Genomic DNA, 17,037 nt, shown 5'->3' with positions numbered 1-17,037 from the left:
TGCCTACACTCCATGCATTGAACTCATTACCACGGGCTGCTTCGCAAGCCATCCAGTTAGGATAAGTGCGGTGCATACCCGTTGGTCTTACTGGTTCATGTGCATCGAGCATGATGTTGTACGAGGCTGTTTTTTGTGCCACTCTGTTGAAATGATTGACCATCCATTGCCCATCATGATGCTCTCCCCGGGGAATGATTTTTCCAACATATCCTGTTTTGACTGCATCATAGCCCAGATTTTTCATCAATCTATACGCTGTATCCATGTAGCGTTCGTAATTGGTTACACTACCACTCGTTTCATGATGCATCATCATTTTCACTCCTTTAGCAGCGGCATATTGGCGCAATGTCTGCAAATCAACATCAGGATAGGGTGTTATAAAATCAAACACATTTTCTTTCCACTGGCCGTACCAGTCTTCCCAACCGGTATTCCATCCTTCTACCAATACGGCATCAAAACCATACTTAGCAGCAAAGTCGATGTATCGTTGAATGTTTTGCGTAGTGGCTCCATGTTTTCCACTGGGTTTCCAGGTCGATTTATCAAAACTGCCGTCCTGTGTGCCTGCATAATCCCAGGTACTAGTGCCCACGTGCATCTCCCACCACACGCCTACAAATTTGGCGGGCTTTATAAACGAAGGGTCTTTAATAACAGAAGGCTCATTGAGATTGAGAATGGTACGTGATGCCAACAAATCGGTGGCTTTATTACTAATGAGAATGGTACGCCATGGCGACTTTGCAGGGGCTTGCAAATAAGCAGCATTGCCAATTGCATCGGGTACCAAATGGGCGTGCAGGGTGTAGTTGCTTTTGCTGAGATCCAGTTGCATGCCAGGGTAGTTCACCAATGCAGCTTCGTGAATATTAATGTACCAACCATTGGCAGACTTCATCATGAGTGGTGTTTGCACCCCATGTGGCGAAAAAGGAACTTTTACACCAATCTCAGAAAAGCTGGCGGATTGCGTAGCATCAATATCTGACAATGCAGTGGTGAAATAAGTGTATTCGTTGGTGTCGTAATCGCCGGGAATCCACCAGGTTTTGTGATTGCCGGTGAGTGCAAACTCAGTCAATTCTTTTTTATAACAAAATGATTGAGTGCCGCTTGTTGGGGCCAGCTGTATCGGAAGCCAATGCCATCATTAAACACCTTGCATTCAATAAGCATTTTTTTGGCCGGCGAAGTATTTGTTTGCAGCGTAACTGTACAAGCGTTGTGTACATCTACAATCGATTTTTCTTCACCCCATACAGGTTGCCAACTACTGTTGTGGCTTGTCTTTTCAGCTGTCACCCATTGCAACTGTTTGCCAAAACTAGTCCCATCTGCCAGCTCCACCCCCATTGCCGAAGGCTGAACAAAAGTTTGGCCGTTGTAGGTAGCCGTGTATTGTGGTATACCATCTGCCGTTAGCGATATGGTAAGCTGTATGTTGTTGTTGGGAGAAGCAACCGTAACCGCTGCAGGCTGTGCCTTAGCCCACAGCAACAGTAGATGGCAGCAAGCCAGCAATATGATGCGTCGCATAGCGAATATTTTAGAGCACGAAGCAATAAAATATCAGGCGGCATTTTGCTGTCGAAAATCATACCTGCTCCTACTCCACACCCTCTAGCAACATATATCCATAGGCAGGCAATACCAGGTATTCCCTGTCGCTGCCTACGGGCAACTGCTGGCCCGACACATGATCTTTCATGCGGGAAAAATGCATGCCCTTTTCCCGAAAAGCATACCAGGTAAGCCAGGCATCTTTATCTGAAAAATTGAAGACGCAATACAAACGCCGATTGGGCAAATGCCGTACATAACCCGCCACATGTATGTTGTGCGGCGTCATCCATTCCAGGTTACTTCTATCGGAAACGATTTCCAATTGTTTGCGCAAAGCAATCAACTGCTGTGTAGCGGCAAATACTTTACCTGCCACAGTTGCTGTATCATCAATGTTGATGCTGTCCCATTGTATCATGGGCCGATGCATCCATCGGTTGTCGTAACTCTTACCACTATCGTTGAGATAAGTATAATCGTTGATGCAACCAATTTCATCGCCATAAAACAGCATGGGCAAACCACCCATGAAAAAATGATGCGCCTGCATGAGTTCAATTTTGCGCAGCGACATGTCGATAGCAGCGGCATCGTTGTTGCGGAGTGCTGTTTCCAAACCACAAAGCGAAGCCAGCGAACCACTGATGCGGGCATCCTGTGTTTTCGGATTCACGGCAAACAAGGCACCCTTAGCAGGTGAACCCTCATACACACCCGAAAAATAATCTTTCAAAAAACGGCGATGCTCCCACGGATTGAAGCCTGCCGCATGTATCATGTAATCATCATACCCCAGCCCAATATCATCATGACAGCGGGTGTAAGTAATCCAGGAAGTACCATATGGTTTACGCAACAATTCGTGCTGTGCCGCCAGCATCACTCTTGTATCGCCGGTAGCAATGGCATCCCATTGCAATGCCATGTGCGTAGCGTTGTATGCAAAATCACATTCCCGGGCAGTAAACCTGTCGGTGCCAAAATACTTCATGATTTCAGCAGGTGCTACAATGGCTTCACCCAGTAGTGCCATGCCCGGTGTTGCGGTTTGCACACAAAGTTTGATGAGACGCAACAACACATGTGCCTGTGGTAAATTTTGACTCGTAGTGCCCAATTGTTTCCAGATAAATGCTGGTGCATCAATCCGAAGTACGTCAACACCCAAGTTGGCGTAAAAGAAAATCGTATCGAGCATGGCCACCAACACTGCAGGATTACTATAATTCAAATCCCACTGGTAGTTGTGAAATACCGTCATCACCCACTCGTTCAGTTCGGGCACCCATGTAAAACTGCCGGGGGCACTTTCCGGAAAAATTTCCGGCATGGTTTGTTCGTATTGATCGGGCAGCGTACGATCGGGGAAGAAGTAGAAAAAGTCTTTGTAAAATGGATCGCCTTGCCTGGCTTTCTCCGCCCACTCGTGGCGATGCGACGTATGGTTGAGCACAATGTCCAGCATCATGTACATGCCCCGCTGCTGCAAGGTTTGCTGCAACTGTTGCAGGTCTTTCAAGGTGCCAAAACGGGCATCTACTTTTCTGAAATCAGACACCGCATAACCACCATCACTTTCATTGGCAGGACTTTCAAAAATGGGCATCAGGTGCAGCAGGTTTACACCCAGCCGGTCCAGATAATCCAGTTTATGTTCCAGCTGCTGTAAGCTGCCCGCAAACCGATCGACATACAAACTCATGCCCACCAACTCGTTGCTGATAAACCATGGCTCTGCCGTTTGCTTACTTGCATCCAGTGTTTGCAATGCAGCGCTGCGTTGTTTGTGTGCTGTCACAACTGTTTGCAGCAACTCAGCAAAATGCTTTTCAGCATCGGCACGGTGGCCATACAATTGCTGAAACAGCTGCTGCATATCGGCAGCATTGGCTATCAACCGCACGGCCATTTCATTGTCTGCCTTAGCATTTTTTAAAGCAGCACTTTGCAACACTTCTTTTACCTGCTGATGAAGGGGATGGTTGTACATGATTTCTTTATCCGAATATGTTTTTGTTGAGATGTTTAAAAGCTTCCATGGCACCCATGTACTCACAGGTTCGGGCTCCGGCTTTGTTGCCGTTGCGTACAATTTGTTGCCATGCTGTTGCATCCAGTGATTGTTGCTCTTGCGCCGATAGCTGCGATAACTGATAGAGCACAGCACCTACAAAAGCATCGCCGGCACCGGTTGTATCCACGGGCTTCACGGGTATGCTACCTATGAGTTGCGTTTGTCCGTTGATGCCCAGCAAAGTACCTGCAGCACCAAGGGTAATGGCAAATACACCGCTGGTAGTTTGCAACAAATGCGCAGCGGCTTCTTCAACAGTATTTGTATGGGTGAGCAGCATTGCTTCTTCATCGCTGAGTTTGAAAAAATGTGCTGCTTTTAAAAATGGCCACGACTGCTCTACAAACGAAGGCTTGTTGTGCCCAAACAATAGCTCCCGATAATTTGGATCAAAGCTTACCAAAATGTTTCGTTGCAATGCCTGCTGCAGCAGGTGTACATATGCCGCCTGCAATGGCCCGGGCAACAAACCAGTGGCGCTGCCAAAATGAATGATGGAAAATTCATCGAGGTTAATCTGTGCTAAATCATCAATGCTCAACTGACCATCGGCACCACGATTAAAATAGAAATCACGTTCGCCATTTTCCATCAACGACACAAAAGCGAACGTGGTAAAATGCGCTGCATCCCGAAACACGTACCTTGTATTTACGCCCATGTCATGCAGCATCTCTACGAGGTGTTGCCCAAATGGATCGACACCTACTTTGGCGGTCATGTCTACGCTGCCGCCCAGCGCCGCAATGGCCGCAGCCACATTGGCCGGGGCACCGCCTGCTTTTTTCAAAAAGTTTTCGCCAGCTGATAATGGTTTGCCCTTGTCGGTGCAAATCATATCAATCAGCGCTTCTCCTATGCACAAAACTTTTGCCATGCCTGCAGATTAATTGCTTAATGTAATCGCTAAAAATTATTTTCTTTTTTACCTCCCCTTTAGTTCCCCTCCAAAGGAGGGGTAAGGAAAGCTTTTAGCGATGTTTCTTTAATGTAATACCAATGTTTTTTTATCCATGTCTTCCAGTGCAATGCCTTTTGTTTCGGGCATCATGCGCCATACAAACAACAGCTGCAATACCATCATGCCAGCAAAAAAACCGAAGATGTAGCTGCCGCCTACATTGTTGGCGAAAAATGGAAACACCTGCGCCACCAACGCTGCCCATACCCAATGTGTAAGGCTGCCAAATGAAGTACCTGCAGCCCGAACGGCATTCGGAAAAATTTCGGAAATGAATACCCAGATAACTGCACCCTGCCCAATGGCGTGTGCCGCTATAAACAGGAACACATAGTACACAATGAAATCGCTATCGCCGGTATGAAAAGACCATGCCACCAAACTCAGTGAAACGATGTAGCCAATGGAACCAATGTACATCAGGGTACGCCTTCCAAAGCGATCTATCAGCGACCAGCCAATGATGGTAAACAATAGATTGACCACACCAATGCCAACCGTACCCAGAAAGGCAGATGCTTTAGCCAAGCCGGCCATTTCAAACACCCGTGGCGCAAAGTAGATGATGGCATTGATGCCCGACAGCTGATTGAACGTAGCCAGCAAAAAAGCCAGCAACAGCGGTTTGTAAAACTGCTTGTTGAATAACGCTGTTTGGGTTTGCGTAGCAGAGTTTTTAATGTCTTGAATTGTTTGGTCAATATTATCTTCCGTAATGGCCAATATTGCTCTTGCTTTAGCTTCATCATTTTTAAATAGCAGCAACCACCGTGGTGTTTCGGGTACGGCCAGCATAATGATGGAAAACAATGCAGAAGGAACAGCCACAATGCCAAGCATCCAACGCCAATCGTTGCTACCGCCCACCCCTTGCAACAAATAGTTGCTGAGGTAGGCCAGCAAAATACCGGCTACAATATTCAGCTGAAAAGAAATGACCAAGCGGCCGCGGTATTTGGCGGGTGCTATTTCTGAAATGTACACCGGAGCTACTACTGATGAAGCCCCGATGCTCAATCCACTCACAAACCTGAAGAACATAAAGCTCCAGATTTCTGGTGCCAATGCCGCACCAATGGATGACAGCAAAAACAAAACACCAATCCACAAGAGTGATTTTTTACGGCCTATTTTATTGGCAGGAATATTACCAAACGCCGCACCTACTGCTGTGCCATACAACGCCATCGCAATAGCAGTGCCATGCAACCAGCTGCTCAGGTTCCAGAGTTGCTGAATGGTTTTTTCCGCACCCGATATCACCGCTACATCCATACCAAACAGTAAGCCTCCCAGCCCCACTGCTATCGACCACAAAACAATTTTTTTATTCATCGCATTCGTTGTTATAAAGCATAAATCACGGCTTCATAGGGCCGCAGTGTGGCAGCTGGTGCGGTGCTGTAATTGTGTATGAGTGCTTTGGCGTTGGCGGTGTTGATGCCCGTATTGACTGTTGCCGGTTTCGCAGAAAAATTGAGCAACACCAACAGTTTTTTGCCCTGCCACTCACGGGTGTAGGCATACACTTGTTGGTTGCCCGCATCCAGCAGGTTGTATTTGCCATACACCAATGCTTTTTCTGCTTTGCGCAATGATACCATGCGTTTGAAATACTGAAGGCAACTATTGTCATCCTTTTCCTGCATGGCCACATTGACAGATGTATAATTTTGGTTGACGGCTATCCAAGGCACCCCAGTGGTGAAGCCTGCCTGTGCCAATACATTCCATTGCATAGGCGTACGACCGTTATCCCTGCAGCTAAATCGCATTTCTTTCAAAATATCTTCCGGCTTCATGCCATTGTTGAGCTTGTAAGTATAGTCGTTCAGCGATGGGCCGTCTTTGTAATCTGATATTTTAGTAAAACCCGGATTGTTCATGCCGAGTTCATCGCCATAGTAGCAGTAAGGCGTGCCCCGCATGCTCAGCAAAAATGTGTTGAGCATTTTAGCGGCCACATCTCTGTACTCCGGACTATCATTTGCCCAACGGGTAACCATGCGGGCATTGTCGTGGTTGGCTAAAAAAATGGAGAGCCAGCCTTTTGCTGCAAAGGCGCTGTCCCACTTGCTGAATACCTGTTTGAATTGCACAAAGTTGTACCCGTTGCTTTTTGCTAAATCAATGGCTTCAAAAGCATAAGCCATGTTCAGTTCATTTCTGTCGGCATCTACCAGGTTGTGGGCATCTTCAAAACTATTGCCGGCACCTTCTGCCACACTCATCACATCATACTTGCTGAGCACTTGTTCATGCATTTCTTTCAAATAACCATGTATAGCGGGCTTCATGGCTACGTGTTTGGCAAATTCCTTTTCGTAGCCTTTGGGCAGCTCAGGCCAACTGGTATCTTTTGCGGCAAACTGAAATGCATCGAGGCGAAAACCATCCACGCCTTTTTCTGCCCAAAACTTCATCATGTCGTAAATCTCCTGACGCAGTTTGGGGTTTTCCCAGTTGAGGTCGGGCTGCTTTACACCAAAATAGTGCAGGTAATACGCATTGGTCAGCGAGTCGTAGCGCCACGCATCGTGGTTCACATCAAACAAACTGTAGCGATACGGAGGCTTACCTTTTTCTGCGGGCCACCAATGGTAGTAGTCACGGTATTTATTGTCTCTGGAGCTGCGGCTTTGTTTGAACCATTCGTGTTCGTCGCTGCTATGATTCACCACAATATCCAGCACCATTTTCAAACCACGTTCGTGCATGCCTTTGAGCAAGGCATCAAAATCCTGCATGGTACCAAACTCCGGCATAATGCCACGATAGTCACTCACATCGTAGCCATTATCATCGTTGGGTGAGCTGTAAATGGGATTGAGCCACACCACATCTACCCCCAGGCTTTTGAGGTAATCCAGTTTTTCAATAATGCCTTTCAAATCGCCAATACCATCGCCATCGCTGTCTTTAAAACTGCGAGGATACAATTGATACACCACGGCTTCTTTCCACCAGCGTTGTTCGCTGCTATCTGTTTGTATCATGGCATTTTTGGTGCTATTGTTGCTGTTGCAGCCAAGCATACCAAGGATTGCAAGCATCATCAGCAACAAGGCGACAAATGTTTTTTTCATAGCAAAAAGAAAGAGGGTGAATCAATGACCGCCGCCAGCTGTCAATACGATTTCGCCGGTTGGTTGTTTGGGTTTCATGAGCAATGTGGCAGCAGCAGCCAGTAGCAACAACACACCGGCCAGTGCAATGGCTTTGCCCGGATCATTGTTTAAAAAATGTTTGAGCACATAACCAAAAGTGATGTTTTGCAAAATCATCGGAATAACGATCATCATATTGACGATGCCCATATACACACCGTAACGTTCCTTTGGTATATTGCTCACCACCATCAGGTAAGGAATACCCATCATGCTGGCCCAGCCAATACCAAAACCAGTAATGGCAGGAAAAAGCAGGTATTTATTTTCTATAAAAGGAAAAGCGAGAAAACCAATGCCAGCCAAAATGAGGCAGGCAAAATGCACCAGCTTGGGCGAATATTTTTTGGCAAACCACACCAATGCAAAGGCCGATAAAAACGTAACAATATTGTACCAGCCATTTACCAGGCCTGTCCAGCTCACTGCTTCTTCATACATGGTTGGATTTTCGGATGGCGAAGTATGAAACACCGATTGTGCAATGCTCTTGCTGCTGTTTTGCCAATAGCAAAACAAAGCATACCACTGAAACAAATACACCAATGCCAGCTGCCACATAATGCGGGGCATGTCTTTAATGGCGCTTACGATTTCAATGAATGGGCCAATTAGTTGTTCAATTTTTTGAATGCTTTGATGTTGGTAGTATTTCTTGACCAGAGCATCTAATCCAAACAACCACAAAAAGAAGACAACCAGTGTACTGATATTGAGTAAATCGGATTGAAATATTCCATTCAAGCCTATTCTGAAGAACAATGGAACAGAAACAATAACAATAATCGACGTGAGCATTTGTACCACGGGATGCGCATTCTTGCGGTTGTGCTCAGTAAGATGTACCAGCTCTTCTTCAGTAGGGGGTATCTCTGGTGTGGTGCGGGCACTCCACCAAATGGAGGCGATGCTGCACACGGCACCCAGAAAAAAGACGCATACACCCAGGTAGGTAGTTTGCCTGTGGTGCCTACAAAAATCATGGGAAAAATGAAAAGCGACAGGTTGCCCAATGTTTGCCCGAAGCCGGTGAAAAAACTTTGCGCCTGAAAGCCCGTGGGCTGTTGCGATACATCCAGTTTATCGGCCACAAAAGCACGATAAGGTTCCATGGCGGTGTTGTTGCCGGCGTCTAAAATCCAGAGCAAACCTGCGGCCATCCACAAGCTGCTGCTAAACGGATAGAGAAACAACGCCAGACTACACATGATGGCGCCAATAAAAAAGTATGGCTTGCGTCGGCCAAAACGAGGGCTCCATGTTTTATCGCTGAGAGCACCAATGATGGGCTGCACCAGCAAGCCCGTCATAGGACCGGCGAGGTTGAGCAGTGGTATCTCATCAGGACTGGCACCCAGCATATCGTAGATGGGATTGACGGCGCTTTGTTGCAAACCAAAACTGTATTGAATGCCGAAGAACCCGACATTCATGTTGATGATTTGCCAAAACGATAAGCGGGGCTTGGTGATGGACATAAGCAGGCAATCAAAATTTAAAATTGAATATACCTAAGTGTGCTATTTTCATACGGACTATGAAAGGAAAATTCCCATGGCTGTTGCTGGTCATCGTTTGCACAATCGTTTGCAGTGAAAACATTTTGGCACAGTCTCGTTACAGTATTGTGATATCAGAAATAATGGCCGATCCAACACCACAAATAGGCTTGCCCAATGCGGAGTGGATTGAGCTGCGCAATGCCTCTTCAACGGCCATCAACCTGCAAGGATTTCGGTTGCAAAAACCCGGCAGCACTGCCAGTGGTGCCATGCCTTCTTTGCTATTGGCACCCGATAGTTGTGTGGTAGTGTGCACCGCTTCACAAGTTGCCGGTTTGAGTGTGTTTGGCCGCACCATCAGCGTCACCAGTTTTCCCAGTTTGAGCAACGATGCAGATGAGCTCATGCTGTTGGCACCCAATGGCAGTGTGATGCATGCGGTATCGTACAGCAGCAGTTGGTACAACAATGCGGTAAAAGCCGATGGCGGCTGGACGCTGGAAATGATAGATGTAAAAAATGCCTGCACCGGTACCGGCAACTGGACCGCCAGCACCGATGCCAAAGGTGGTACGCCCGGCGCCATCAACAGCACCAATAAAGTGAATGCCGATAGCCATGCACCGCGGTTGTTGTATGCTGCAGCCTCCAACGTGTTGGTAGCGCAATTGGTATTTGATGAAACCATGGACAGCAGCCGGTTGGCTACCAGCAGCAATTACCAAATTTCCAATGGCATAAATGTAATAACCGCTACTCCGGTAGCACCATTCTTCAACCGGGTAAACCTGTTGCTGAGTGCTCCGTTGATGGGCAATACCATTTACACCGTAGATGCCAACAACGTAACTGATTGCAGCGGCAATGCGGTAAATAATAATTTCAGCCGGGTGAAGCTGGGCAGCTTTAGCACTGCCGACAGCAACGATGTGGTGGTGAATGAAATCCTTTTCAACCCCTAACCCGCAGGGCGTAGATTATATAGAGCTCTACAACCGCAGCAACAAGATTATTAACGTGCAGCAATTGGTGCTGGCCAACCGTAGCAGCAATGGCAGCATTGGTACTTTCGGTAGCATCCTCACTGATAATTTTCCATTGTTTCCGCAGGAGTATTTGGTGGTGAGTGCTGACCCCGCCACTGTAGCACAACAATACACGGTGATGAAGCCGGGCCTCTCTGTAAAAATTGCGGGCAGCATGCCTTCCTATCCCGATGACAAAGGCACGGTGCTGTTGCTGAACAACGCCGGCCGCATACTGGATGAAGTAACCTACGACGACAACTGGCATTTTGCCCTCATCAACAACAAAGAAGGCATTGCACTGGAACGCATTGATGCCAATGCCACTTCCAACAAAAAAGACAACTGGACGAGTGCTGCCAAAACGGTGGGCTATGGCACGCCTACTGCTGCTAACAGCCAACAAAAAACAGCCGTAGCCAACACGGCCAGCATCAGCATTCAACCCGGCATTTTTAGCCCCGACAATGATGGCTTCGAAGATTTTGCATTGATTCAATATCAGTTTGCACAGCCGGGTTATGTGGCCAACATTACCATTATGGATGCTGCGGGCCGGCCTGTAAAAGTGCTGCAGCGCAATGCCACCTGCGGCATTAGCGGCAATTTTCGTTGGGATGGATTGAATGACAAGCTGCAAAAAGTACCCGTGGGCACCTACATTATTTTTACAGAAATATTCAATCTGCAAGGCCAGCGCCAAGTGTTTAAAAACACAGTGACCATTGCCAAAAAATTCTAGCCAAATTTGTAACGTAGGCACATCCTTAACAAGGCCGTAACTAACAACCGCGGCATTGTTGCGTCTTTCAAAAAACTACCTGCATGAAAATTATTTACACCCTCTTGTTTGCCACTTTGCTGATGGCCTGCGGCGGCAGCAAAAGCATTTACGAAGACAAAAACATCACCGAGAAAAAACTCGAAAAACTGATTCGGGAATACAGCGCCAACCCCTCGGATAAATACATTGCCGATCAGGTAAAATTTGCCTACGATTATCTGCACAACCAATACCAGGCAGGCATTACACAGTACCAATACAGCAGCACTTTAGAAGGCAAAGAATCTTTGCTGGGCTACTACATCAATCTGCAATCGTTTTATGATCGCATTCGTGGTTACAGCACCGTGAGCAACCTGCTGAAGCCCGGCACTGTGGGTGCTGAAATTGAAAAAACAAAACTCGAATTGGTGAGCGGCTATTACGAGCAGGCTGCGGAGTGGATGGATGACAACAACTGGCGCAGTGCCCGCCGTGCCTACCGCTCACTCACCAAAGTACAGCAGTGGATGCCCGATTATAAAAACACCCGCCAACTCATGCGCCAAGCCAAAGAGCAAGGCATCATAAACGCTGTGATACTCCCGCTGAGTGCAGAAGGATTTTACTACAACAACCGCTATGGCAATAACAATTTTGGCAACAACAATATGGGCAGCACACCCCGCCTGAGTGAGCAACTGGTAAATGATTTAGGCGGTAGCTACAACAGTGGCGGCTGGTACCGGGTGTACAATAGCTGGGATGTGCAGCGGCAAAACGTTCGCCCCAATTGGACCATGCAACCTGTGTGGACGCAGTTGCAAATGGACAATCCCCGCAGCAACCGCTACGACCGCACCGTTGAAAAACAAGCAGAAATTGGTAAGGATACCGCTGGTCGGCCCATCTATAAAAAACTGACTGCTACTTTAACTGTTACAGAAGTAACGTACACAGCTACTGGCAGACTGGAGCTCCGCATTATGGACGATGATAACAACGAACGCATCAGCAACCGCAGCTTCCACGAGAACTACTCGTTTAAAACCAGCTGGGCTACTTACAAAGGCGATGCCGGTGCTCTCAGCAACCAGGATTGGGAACTGATAAATGCGCCCCGCAACAGCAACAACCGCGATGAAGAACTGATGGAGCAACGCCTGATTGAAAAAATGTATCAAAACATTTTGAGCCACCTGCGAGGGCAGCTAAATAATTGATGAACCTTTTACTAAAACATTGAATAATCCAATACAAGTTCTATGATTTTTGACTTAATCGAAAAAAAAGACAAACCGGGTTTAAAAAATGCGATTTCGAGGGGAATAGAAGCTTGGGTAGATAATTATGGCTACAGTGCATTACACCTTGCACTTTCAAAAAGCGATGATGAGATCGCAATAATGATTATTGAAGCAGGTTGTGATGTCAATCTACAAGACAGTAAAGGGCAAACAGCTTTGCACTATTGTGCCTTTTACAATAAACATGAAATCGCAAAATTCATTATTGAGCAAGGAGGGGACTTAAGCATTGCCGATTCATTTGGCAATGAACCTTTATGGACAGCCGTAATGAGTGATAAAGGTTTTGGTACCCATGTCGAAATCGTTACACTATTTATCAATGCAGGGGCTAATCCCAATCATGCAAATAAGGTTAATAAAACTCCGATGATGGCCGCCAAAGAATTAGAATATGATGAAGTGTTAGCAGCTTTGTTATAGAATGTTTCATTTCCAATGTTGGTCGCTGACCAACATTGGAAATGAATATAAAAGAAGAGAGCAGCCATCAATAGCTGCTCTCTTTTATATTGTCGAATACTCGCCTATTCATTTTTTTGAACCACTAAGACGCAAAGCATTCACTAAGTTGCACAGAGGAGTTTTACCAATCACTCGTTAACCAGTTAACCAATCAACTCATTAACCAATCAACTCCTCCTACACCAGCTCAATATCAAACTGCACCAAATTCACAAACTGCTGAATGCGGGCATCAATTTCTGCTTTGGTGAGTTCCTGCATGCGTTGGGGGCCAAACTTTTCTACGCAGAAAGAAGCCATGGCCGAACCCACGATGATAGCGGTCTTCATATTTTGGAAGCTGATGTCGCCGGTTTTGGCTAGCCAGCCCATAAAGCCACCGGCAAATGTGTCGCCGGCACCAGTGGGGTCAAACACATCTTCCAGCGGCAGCGCCGGTGCAAAAAACACATGGTCTTCGTGGAAGAGCAAAGCTCCATGTTCGCCCTTCTTAATGATGAGGTATTTCGGACCCATGTCCATGATTTTGCGGGCCGCTTTTACCAGGCTAAACTCATTGGTAAGCTGGCGGGCTTCGCTGTCATTTACCAGCAGTACGTCTACCAATTTCAAGTTTACCATCAAATCGTCCCAAGCGGTATCCATCCAAAAGTTCATGGTGTCGAGCACAATGAGTTTGGGGCGGGTAGTCAGTTGGTCTATCACTTGCTTTTGCAGCTTGGGCATCAGGTTGCCCAGCAGCAAAAACTCGCTGCCCTGATACGATTCGGGCACCTGCGGGTTAAAATCGGCCAGCACGTTCAGGTCTGTTACCAGCGTGTCGCGGCTGTTCATGTCGAGGTGGTAGCGACCGCTCCAAAAGAAAGAAGGCTTGTCGGCCACTTTTTCTACACCGTCGGTTTGTACACCGCGGCTGTGCAGGTCGTCGAGAATGGCTTCTTCAAAATCATTGCCCACAATGCTGATTTGCTGCACGGGCTGTACAAAGTTGGCAGCGGCATAGGCTGCGTATGTGGCGCTTCCGCCTACAATTTTGTCTACTTTTCCGAAGGGCGTTTCAAGGGCGTCGTACGCCATGGTGCCTACCACAATTAATGACATAGAGTAAATGTTTTACCGGCCGTTTTGAAATTTGGCCGTGCAAAGAAACTACTTTGAAGCCAAAGCCTTTCAGGATTGTGCCCCCGCCCCGATTTTTTGTGCAAATTGCCGGCATGAACCGCATCGACACCCTCGTACAACAGCTGCAACTACTCCCCCATCCCGAAGGCGGCTTTTATGCCGAAACCTACCGCAGCGCCACGCTGGTGGCCACGGCCAATGGCCCACGCCCCATGAGCACGGCCATTTATTTTTTGCTAACGGCGGGCAATTTCTCCGCCTTTCACCGCATAGCCAGCGATGAAGGCTGGCACCACTACGAAGGCGATACAGTGCTGGTGCATGTGCTATCGCCGGAGGGCAATTACAGTTGCATTAAACTGGGCAAGGGCGATGGCGAGCAACAGCAAGGCATGGTACCCGCCGGTCATTGGTTTGCCAGCGAAACAAGCGGCCCGCTCGGCTATGCACTGGTGGGCTGCACGGTGGCACCCGGTTTCGATTTTGCCGATTTTGAATTGGCAACCGCTGCATCATTGAGCAGCACTATGCCAGCACATCGTGTGTTGATTGAAAGACTAACAAGACAATAAATCTTATTCCGCTTTTACATTCCGCATCATGTCTGCTTCTTTGGCGGCATCGTAGTCGGGCATGCTGCGGTAGGCCCTGAAAATTTTCTTGGCTTCATCCACATCGCCATCTACCCATTTGAGGCCGGCGAGGTAGAGCACCACATCGCCAAAAGCTGCCTTGGTGGGATACAATTTTTCGAGCAACACTTTGCACTTGTCGCGGTCGCCGCTGTTGAGTGCCAGTATGGCCCGGTGAAAATCCAACGAGGGATCCTTACCCACCAACGAATCGAGCTTGTTCACCATGGCCAGAGAACTATCAATCATTTCTCGCTGGATGTAATATTCGAAATTGAGTAAGCAGCGATCCGTTTCGGTATGATGATAAGAACGATACTGCTGCATGAGTTTGGTTTCTCTGGCGGTATCACCCAGCATCCTGCTGGCTTGTATCGCTGGCATCATTGTGGTTTTCCAGGCTTGTACCGCAGCAGGCATTGCATCAAATACGGCCAACACACCATCCGCATCTCCTTTGTCTTTTTTCTGAAGCATATCCTCCTTCAGCTCCATGTAATACAATTTGTGCTGATTGATTTTGCCACCTCCACTATGCAAAAACTTTGTTTCCTGCGCCAGTGATTCTGCATACGTTTCACCAGCAAGAAACACAAATACATCAGCCACTTTCACCTTATCATCTTTTTTAATCAATATGAGGTCGTGATAGTTGATGCCGCCTTCTGCCGTGTACAAACGAAAGCGGGCAATTTGCTTACCATCTTTCTGCAACATTTTTACAAGGCGATAATGGCCCGATTTTCCTTTCGAATGCACAATGATGGAGCCAAGTTTTTTGGGCTCTTTGAAAATATCGAGATTGCGGATATCAGGGTCGTCCGGCTTTGTATACAAGGCGTCAGCGAAACACTGGCGAAAGGCTTCTTCATCCATCCGCTCATTCAGAAGCGTTGCGTCATTTTTCATCATCTTCTGCTCAAGCTCCTGCGCAAACTTCGTAGCTTCTTCCGCAGTTAATGACTTGTAAGGATCAGGACTGCTGCAAGCGAACACAGTTATCGAAAAAACAGCCACCACAAGCTTTGGCAAAATGCTACGAACAATAAACATAACGCAGGTTTAAAAGAATTGGAAAGGTAGGGCATTTATGCATCTGACCCTGCTGATGGTTGGCAGTTGGTGGTTGATGGTTGGTGGGAAGAAGATGTTAGATGCTAGATGCTAGATGACAGATGTTAGATGTTAGTAAACATCCTTGAAAATCTACTTTCATCTTCTCAATCAGTATTCTGCAAAATTTCCCCCTCCGGGGGCAGGGGGCTAATCAGCTTATTTTCTTTAACCGTTCTGCCGCAGCTTCCAGTGTGGTTTCTTTTTTGGCGAAGCAAAAACGCAACACTTTGTGGTCGTCGCCATCTACATAAAATGCCGAAGCAGGAATGGTAGCCACACCACATTCTTTCACCAACCGCATGGCCATGTTTGTATCACTTTCATGGCTGATGTTGGCATAGCTGTACATTTCGAAATAGCTGCCAAAAGATGGCACTTCTTCAAAAGGTGTGGCTTGCATGAGCTGCCGGAAATAATCCCGCTTGGCTTGTAGCTGACCACTCAGGCGTAGGTAAGGTTCTTCCGGCTGCAGGTACTGCGCCAGTGCCACCTGCGCCGGGCTGTGGCAGCTAAAACAATTGAACTGATGTACTTTCCGAAACTCTTTTGTAAAAGCAGGCGGTGCTATGCAGTAGCCTAATTTCCAACCGGTGCAGTTGTACACTTTTCCAAAACTAAACGACACAAAGCTGCGTTCGTATAAATCGGGGTAGCGCAGCATGCTCTGGTGTTGGCGGCCATCAAATATGAGGTGCTCATACACTTCATCACTCATGATGAGGATATTGGTGCCAGCTACCGTACTACGGAGTTGTGCAATGTCGGTTTCGCTCAGCACCTGCCCCCGTGGGGTTGTGTGGCGAATTGAGCAGTATCATTTTGGTGCGTGGCGAAATGGCCTTGCGTACCGCATCCCAATCAATGCTGTAATCGGGAAACTGCAGTGGTATGCGAACGACTTTGCCACCGTTGATTTCTATGTTTGGAATATAACTGTCGTAAGCAGGTTCAAACACAATGACTTCATCACCCGGACCAATGGCTGCAGTAATAGCGCTGTAAATGGCATAGGTACCACCGGGTGTAATCGTAATTTCTGTATCGGGATGAATGGTAGTGCCATACAACCGCTGTACTTTTTGAGCAATGGCTTCCCGCAGTGCCAAATGCCCGGGCATGGGTGCATATTGGTTGTAGCCATCTTGCATGGCTTTGCTCACCAAATCGGTCAATGCTTCATCCATGGGATAATCGGGAAAGCCCTGACCAAGGTTGATGGCGTTGTGCTCCGTAGCCAACGCACTCATGACGGTAAATATGGTGGTGCCAACATTTGGCAGTTTGGATTGTAACATCATGTAGCAAACCTATAGGATTATCAAAACGAATGG

Annotated in this window: 15 protein-coding genes and 1 pseudogene; 5 read left to right on the top strand and 11 right to left on the bottom strand. The window is 47.3% G+C overall.

Annotated elements, in window-relative coordinates; all coding sequences use genetic code 11:
• Positions 1-94: 94 nt before the first annotated feature.
• From GLV81_RS01070 to GLV81_RS19085, 7 genes and pseudogenes are all read right to left on the bottom strand, one after another.
• Positions 95-1,545: pseudogene (locus GLV81_RS01070) on the bottom strand (glycoside hydrolase family 97 N-terminal domain-containing protein); the annotation flags it as partial.
• A gap of 70 nt (positions 1,546-1,615) precedes the next feature.
• The gene (locus GLV81_RS01065) at positions 1,616-3,562 is read right to left on the bottom strand and encodes an alpha-amylase family glycosyl hydrolase (RefSeq protein ID WP_197428823.1); all 1,947 of its coding nucleotides are present in this window, start codon (positions 3,560-3,562) and stop codon (positions 1,616-1,618) included.
• Positions 3,563-3,569: 7 nt separating this feature from the next.
• Entirely contained in the window at positions 3,570-4,523 is a 954-nt protein-coding gene (locus GLV81_RS01060) for a carbohydrate kinase family protein (protein ID WP_157476052.1), read from the bottom strand.
• A gap of 108 nt (positions 4,524-4,631) precedes the next feature.
• Positions 4,632-5,942, bottom strand: a complete 1,311-nt coding sequence (locus GLV81_RS01055; RefSeq protein WP_157476050.1) for a sugar porter family MFS transporter — start codon at positions 5,940-5,942, stop codon at positions 4,632-4,634.
• Between the two features lie 11 nt (positions 5,943-5,953).
• Positions 5,954-7,693, bottom strand: a complete 1,740-nt coding sequence (locus tag GLV81_RS01050; protein ID WP_246186160.1) for a glycoside hydrolase family 13 protein — start codon at positions 7,691-7,693, stop codon at positions 5,954-5,956.
• A 21-nt stretch (positions 7,694-7,714) separates the two neighbouring features.
• Complete coding sequence (locus tag GLV81_RS19090) at positions 7,715-8,518, bottom strand: MFS transporter (RefSeq protein ID WP_197428822.1); 804 nt, start codon at positions 8,516-8,518, stop codon at positions 7,715-7,717.
• A gap of 2 nt (positions 8,519-8,520) precedes the next feature.
• The gene (locus GLV81_RS19085) at positions 8,521-9,252 is read right to left on the bottom strand and encodes an MFS transporter (protein ID WP_197428821.1); all 732 of its coding nucleotides are present in this window, start codon (positions 9,250-9,252) and stop codon (positions 8,521-8,523) included.
• A gap of 59 nt (positions 9,253-9,311) precedes the next feature.
• Here GLV81_RS19085 and GLV81_RS01040 point away from each other — a divergent pair, with 59 nt between their 5' ends.
• The 4 genes from GLV81_RS01040 (at position 9,312) to GLV81_RS01025 (ending at position 12,794) form a co-directional block, all read left to right on the top strand.
• Entirely contained in the window at positions 9,312-10,238 is a 927-nt protein-coding gene (locus GLV81_RS01040) for a lamin tail domain-containing protein (RefSeq protein ID WP_157476048.1), read from the top strand.
• Entirely contained in the window at positions 10,216-11,043 is an 828-nt protein-coding gene (locus tag GLV81_RS01035; RefSeq protein ID WP_157476046.1) for a hypothetical protein, read from the top strand. Before GLV81_RS01040 ends, GLV81_RS01035 begins: the two co-directional genes overlap by 23 nt.
• 83 nt (positions 11,044-11,126) lie before the next feature.
• Positions 11,127-12,287, top strand: coding sequence for a hypothetical protein (locus GLV81_RS01030; protein WP_157476044.1), 1,161 nt, complete (start codon positions 11,127-11,129; stop codon positions 12,285-12,287).
• Between the two features lie 42 nt (positions 12,288-12,329).
• Complete coding sequence (locus GLV81_RS01025) at positions 12,330-12,794, top strand: ankyrin repeat domain-containing protein (RefSeq protein ID WP_157476042.1); 465 nt, start codon at positions 12,330-12,332, stop codon at positions 12,792-12,794.
• A 219-nt stretch (positions 12,795-13,013) separates the two neighbouring features.
• On the opposite strand, the gene GLV81_RS01020 is transcribed toward GLV81_RS01025, so the two are convergent.
• A complete protein-coding gene (locus GLV81_RS01020) occupies positions 13,014-13,937 on the bottom strand; it encodes a PfkB family carbohydrate kinase (RefSeq protein ID WP_157476040.1) in 924 nt (307 codons plus the stop codon).
• A 113-nt stretch (positions 13,938-14,050) separates the two neighbouring features.
• On the opposite strand from GLV81_RS01020, the gene GLV81_RS01015 reads away from it, so the two are divergent.
• Positions 14,051-14,530 (top strand): cupin domain-containing protein, encoded by a 480-nt coding sequence (locus GLV81_RS01015; RefSeq protein WP_157476038.1) that lies wholly within the window; start codon positions 14,051-14,053, stop codon positions 14,528-14,530.
• Positions 14,531-14,533: 3 nt separating this feature from the next.
• On the opposite strand, the gene GLV81_RS01010 is transcribed toward GLV81_RS01015, so the two are convergent.
• The 3 genes from GLV81_RS01010 to GLV81_RS20950 form a co-directional block, all read right to left on the bottom strand.
• On the bottom strand, positions 14,534-15,643 hold the full coding sequence (locus GLV81_RS01010) for a hypothetical protein (protein ID WP_157476036.1): 1,110 nt from the start codon (positions 15,641-15,643) through the stop codon (positions 14,534-14,536).
• A 214-nt stretch (positions 15,644-15,857) separates the two neighbouring features.
• Complete coding sequence (locus GLV81_RS20955; RefSeq protein ID WP_281350759.1) at positions 15,858-16,484, bottom strand: aminotransferase class I/II-fold pyridoxal phosphate-dependent enzyme; 627 nt, start codon at positions 16,482-16,484, stop codon at positions 15,858-15,860.
• A complete protein-coding gene (locus GLV81_RS20950; protein ID WP_281350758.1) occupies positions 16,450-17,004 on the bottom strand; it encodes an aminotransferase class I/II-fold pyridoxal phosphate-dependent enzyme in 555 nt (184 codons plus the stop codon). The genes GLV81_RS20955 and GLV81_RS20950 overlap by 35 nt, the downstream gene beginning before the upstream one ends.
• Positions 17,005-17,037 lie beyond the last annotated feature (33 nt).

It is taken from the genome of Phnomibacter ginsenosidimutans (genome assembly GCF_009740285.1).
In the GTDB taxonomy this organism is placed as follows: Bacteria; Bacteroidota; Bacteroidia; order Chitinophagales; family Chitinophagaceae; genus Phnomibacter; species Phnomibacter ginsenosidimutans.
This window is presented reverse-complemented; position numbering and strand designations above follow the sequence as displayed.

Bases quoted from the DNA above. Each gene is read 5' to 3' on its own strand.
- GLV81_RS01065 (WP_197428823.1), bottom strand. From the start codon at position 3,562: ATGTACAACCATCCCCTTCATCAGCAGGTAAAAGAAGTGTTGCAAAGT.
- GLV81_RS01060 (WP_157476052.1), bottom strand. From the start codon at position 4,523: ATGGCAAAAGTTTTGTGCATAGGAGAAGCGCTGATTGATATGATTTGC.
- GLV81_RS01055 (WP_157476050.1), bottom strand. From the start codon at position 5,942: ATGAATAAAAAAATTGTTTTGTGGTCGATAGCAGTGGGGCTGGGAGGC.
- GLV81_RS01050 (WP_246186160.1), bottom strand. From the start codon at position 7,693: ATGAAAAAAACATTTGTCGCCTTGTTGCTGATGATGCTTGCAATCCTT.
- GLV81_RS19085 (WP_197428821.1), bottom strand. From the start codon at position 9,252: ATGTCCATCACCAAGCCCCGCTTATCGTTTTGGCAAATCATCAACATG.
- GLV81_RS01040 (WP_157476048.1), top strand. From the start codon at position 9,312: ATGAAAGGAAAATTCCCATGGCTGTTGCTGGTCATCGTTTGCACAATC.
- GLV81_RS01035 (WP_157476046.1), top strand. From the start codon at position 10,216: ATGAAATCCTTTTCAACCCCTAACCCGCAGGGCGTAGATTATATAGAG.
- GLV81_RS01030 (WP_157476044.1), top strand. From the start codon at position 11,127: ATGAAAATTATTTACACCCTCTTGTTTGCCACTTTGCTGATGGCCTGC.
- GLV81_RS01025 (WP_157476042.1), top strand. From the start codon at position 12,330: ATGATTTTTGACTTAATCGAAAAAAAAGACAAACCGGGTTTAAAAAAT.
- GLV81_RS01020 (WP_157476040.1), bottom strand. From the start codon at position 13,937: ATGTCATTAATTGTGGTAGGCACCATGGCGTACGACGCCCTTGAAACG.
- GLV81_RS01015 (WP_157476038.1), top strand. From the start codon at position 14,051: ATGAACCGCATCGACACCCTCGTACAACAGCTGCAACTACTCCCCCAT.
- GLV81_RS01010 (WP_157476036.1), bottom strand. From the start codon at position 15,643: ATGTTTATTGTTCGTAGCATTTTGCCAAAGCTTGTGGTGGCTGTTTTT.
- GLV81_RS20950 (WP_281350758.1), bottom strand. From the start codon at position 17,004: ATGATGTTACAATCCAAACTGCCAAATGTTGGCACCACCATATTTACC.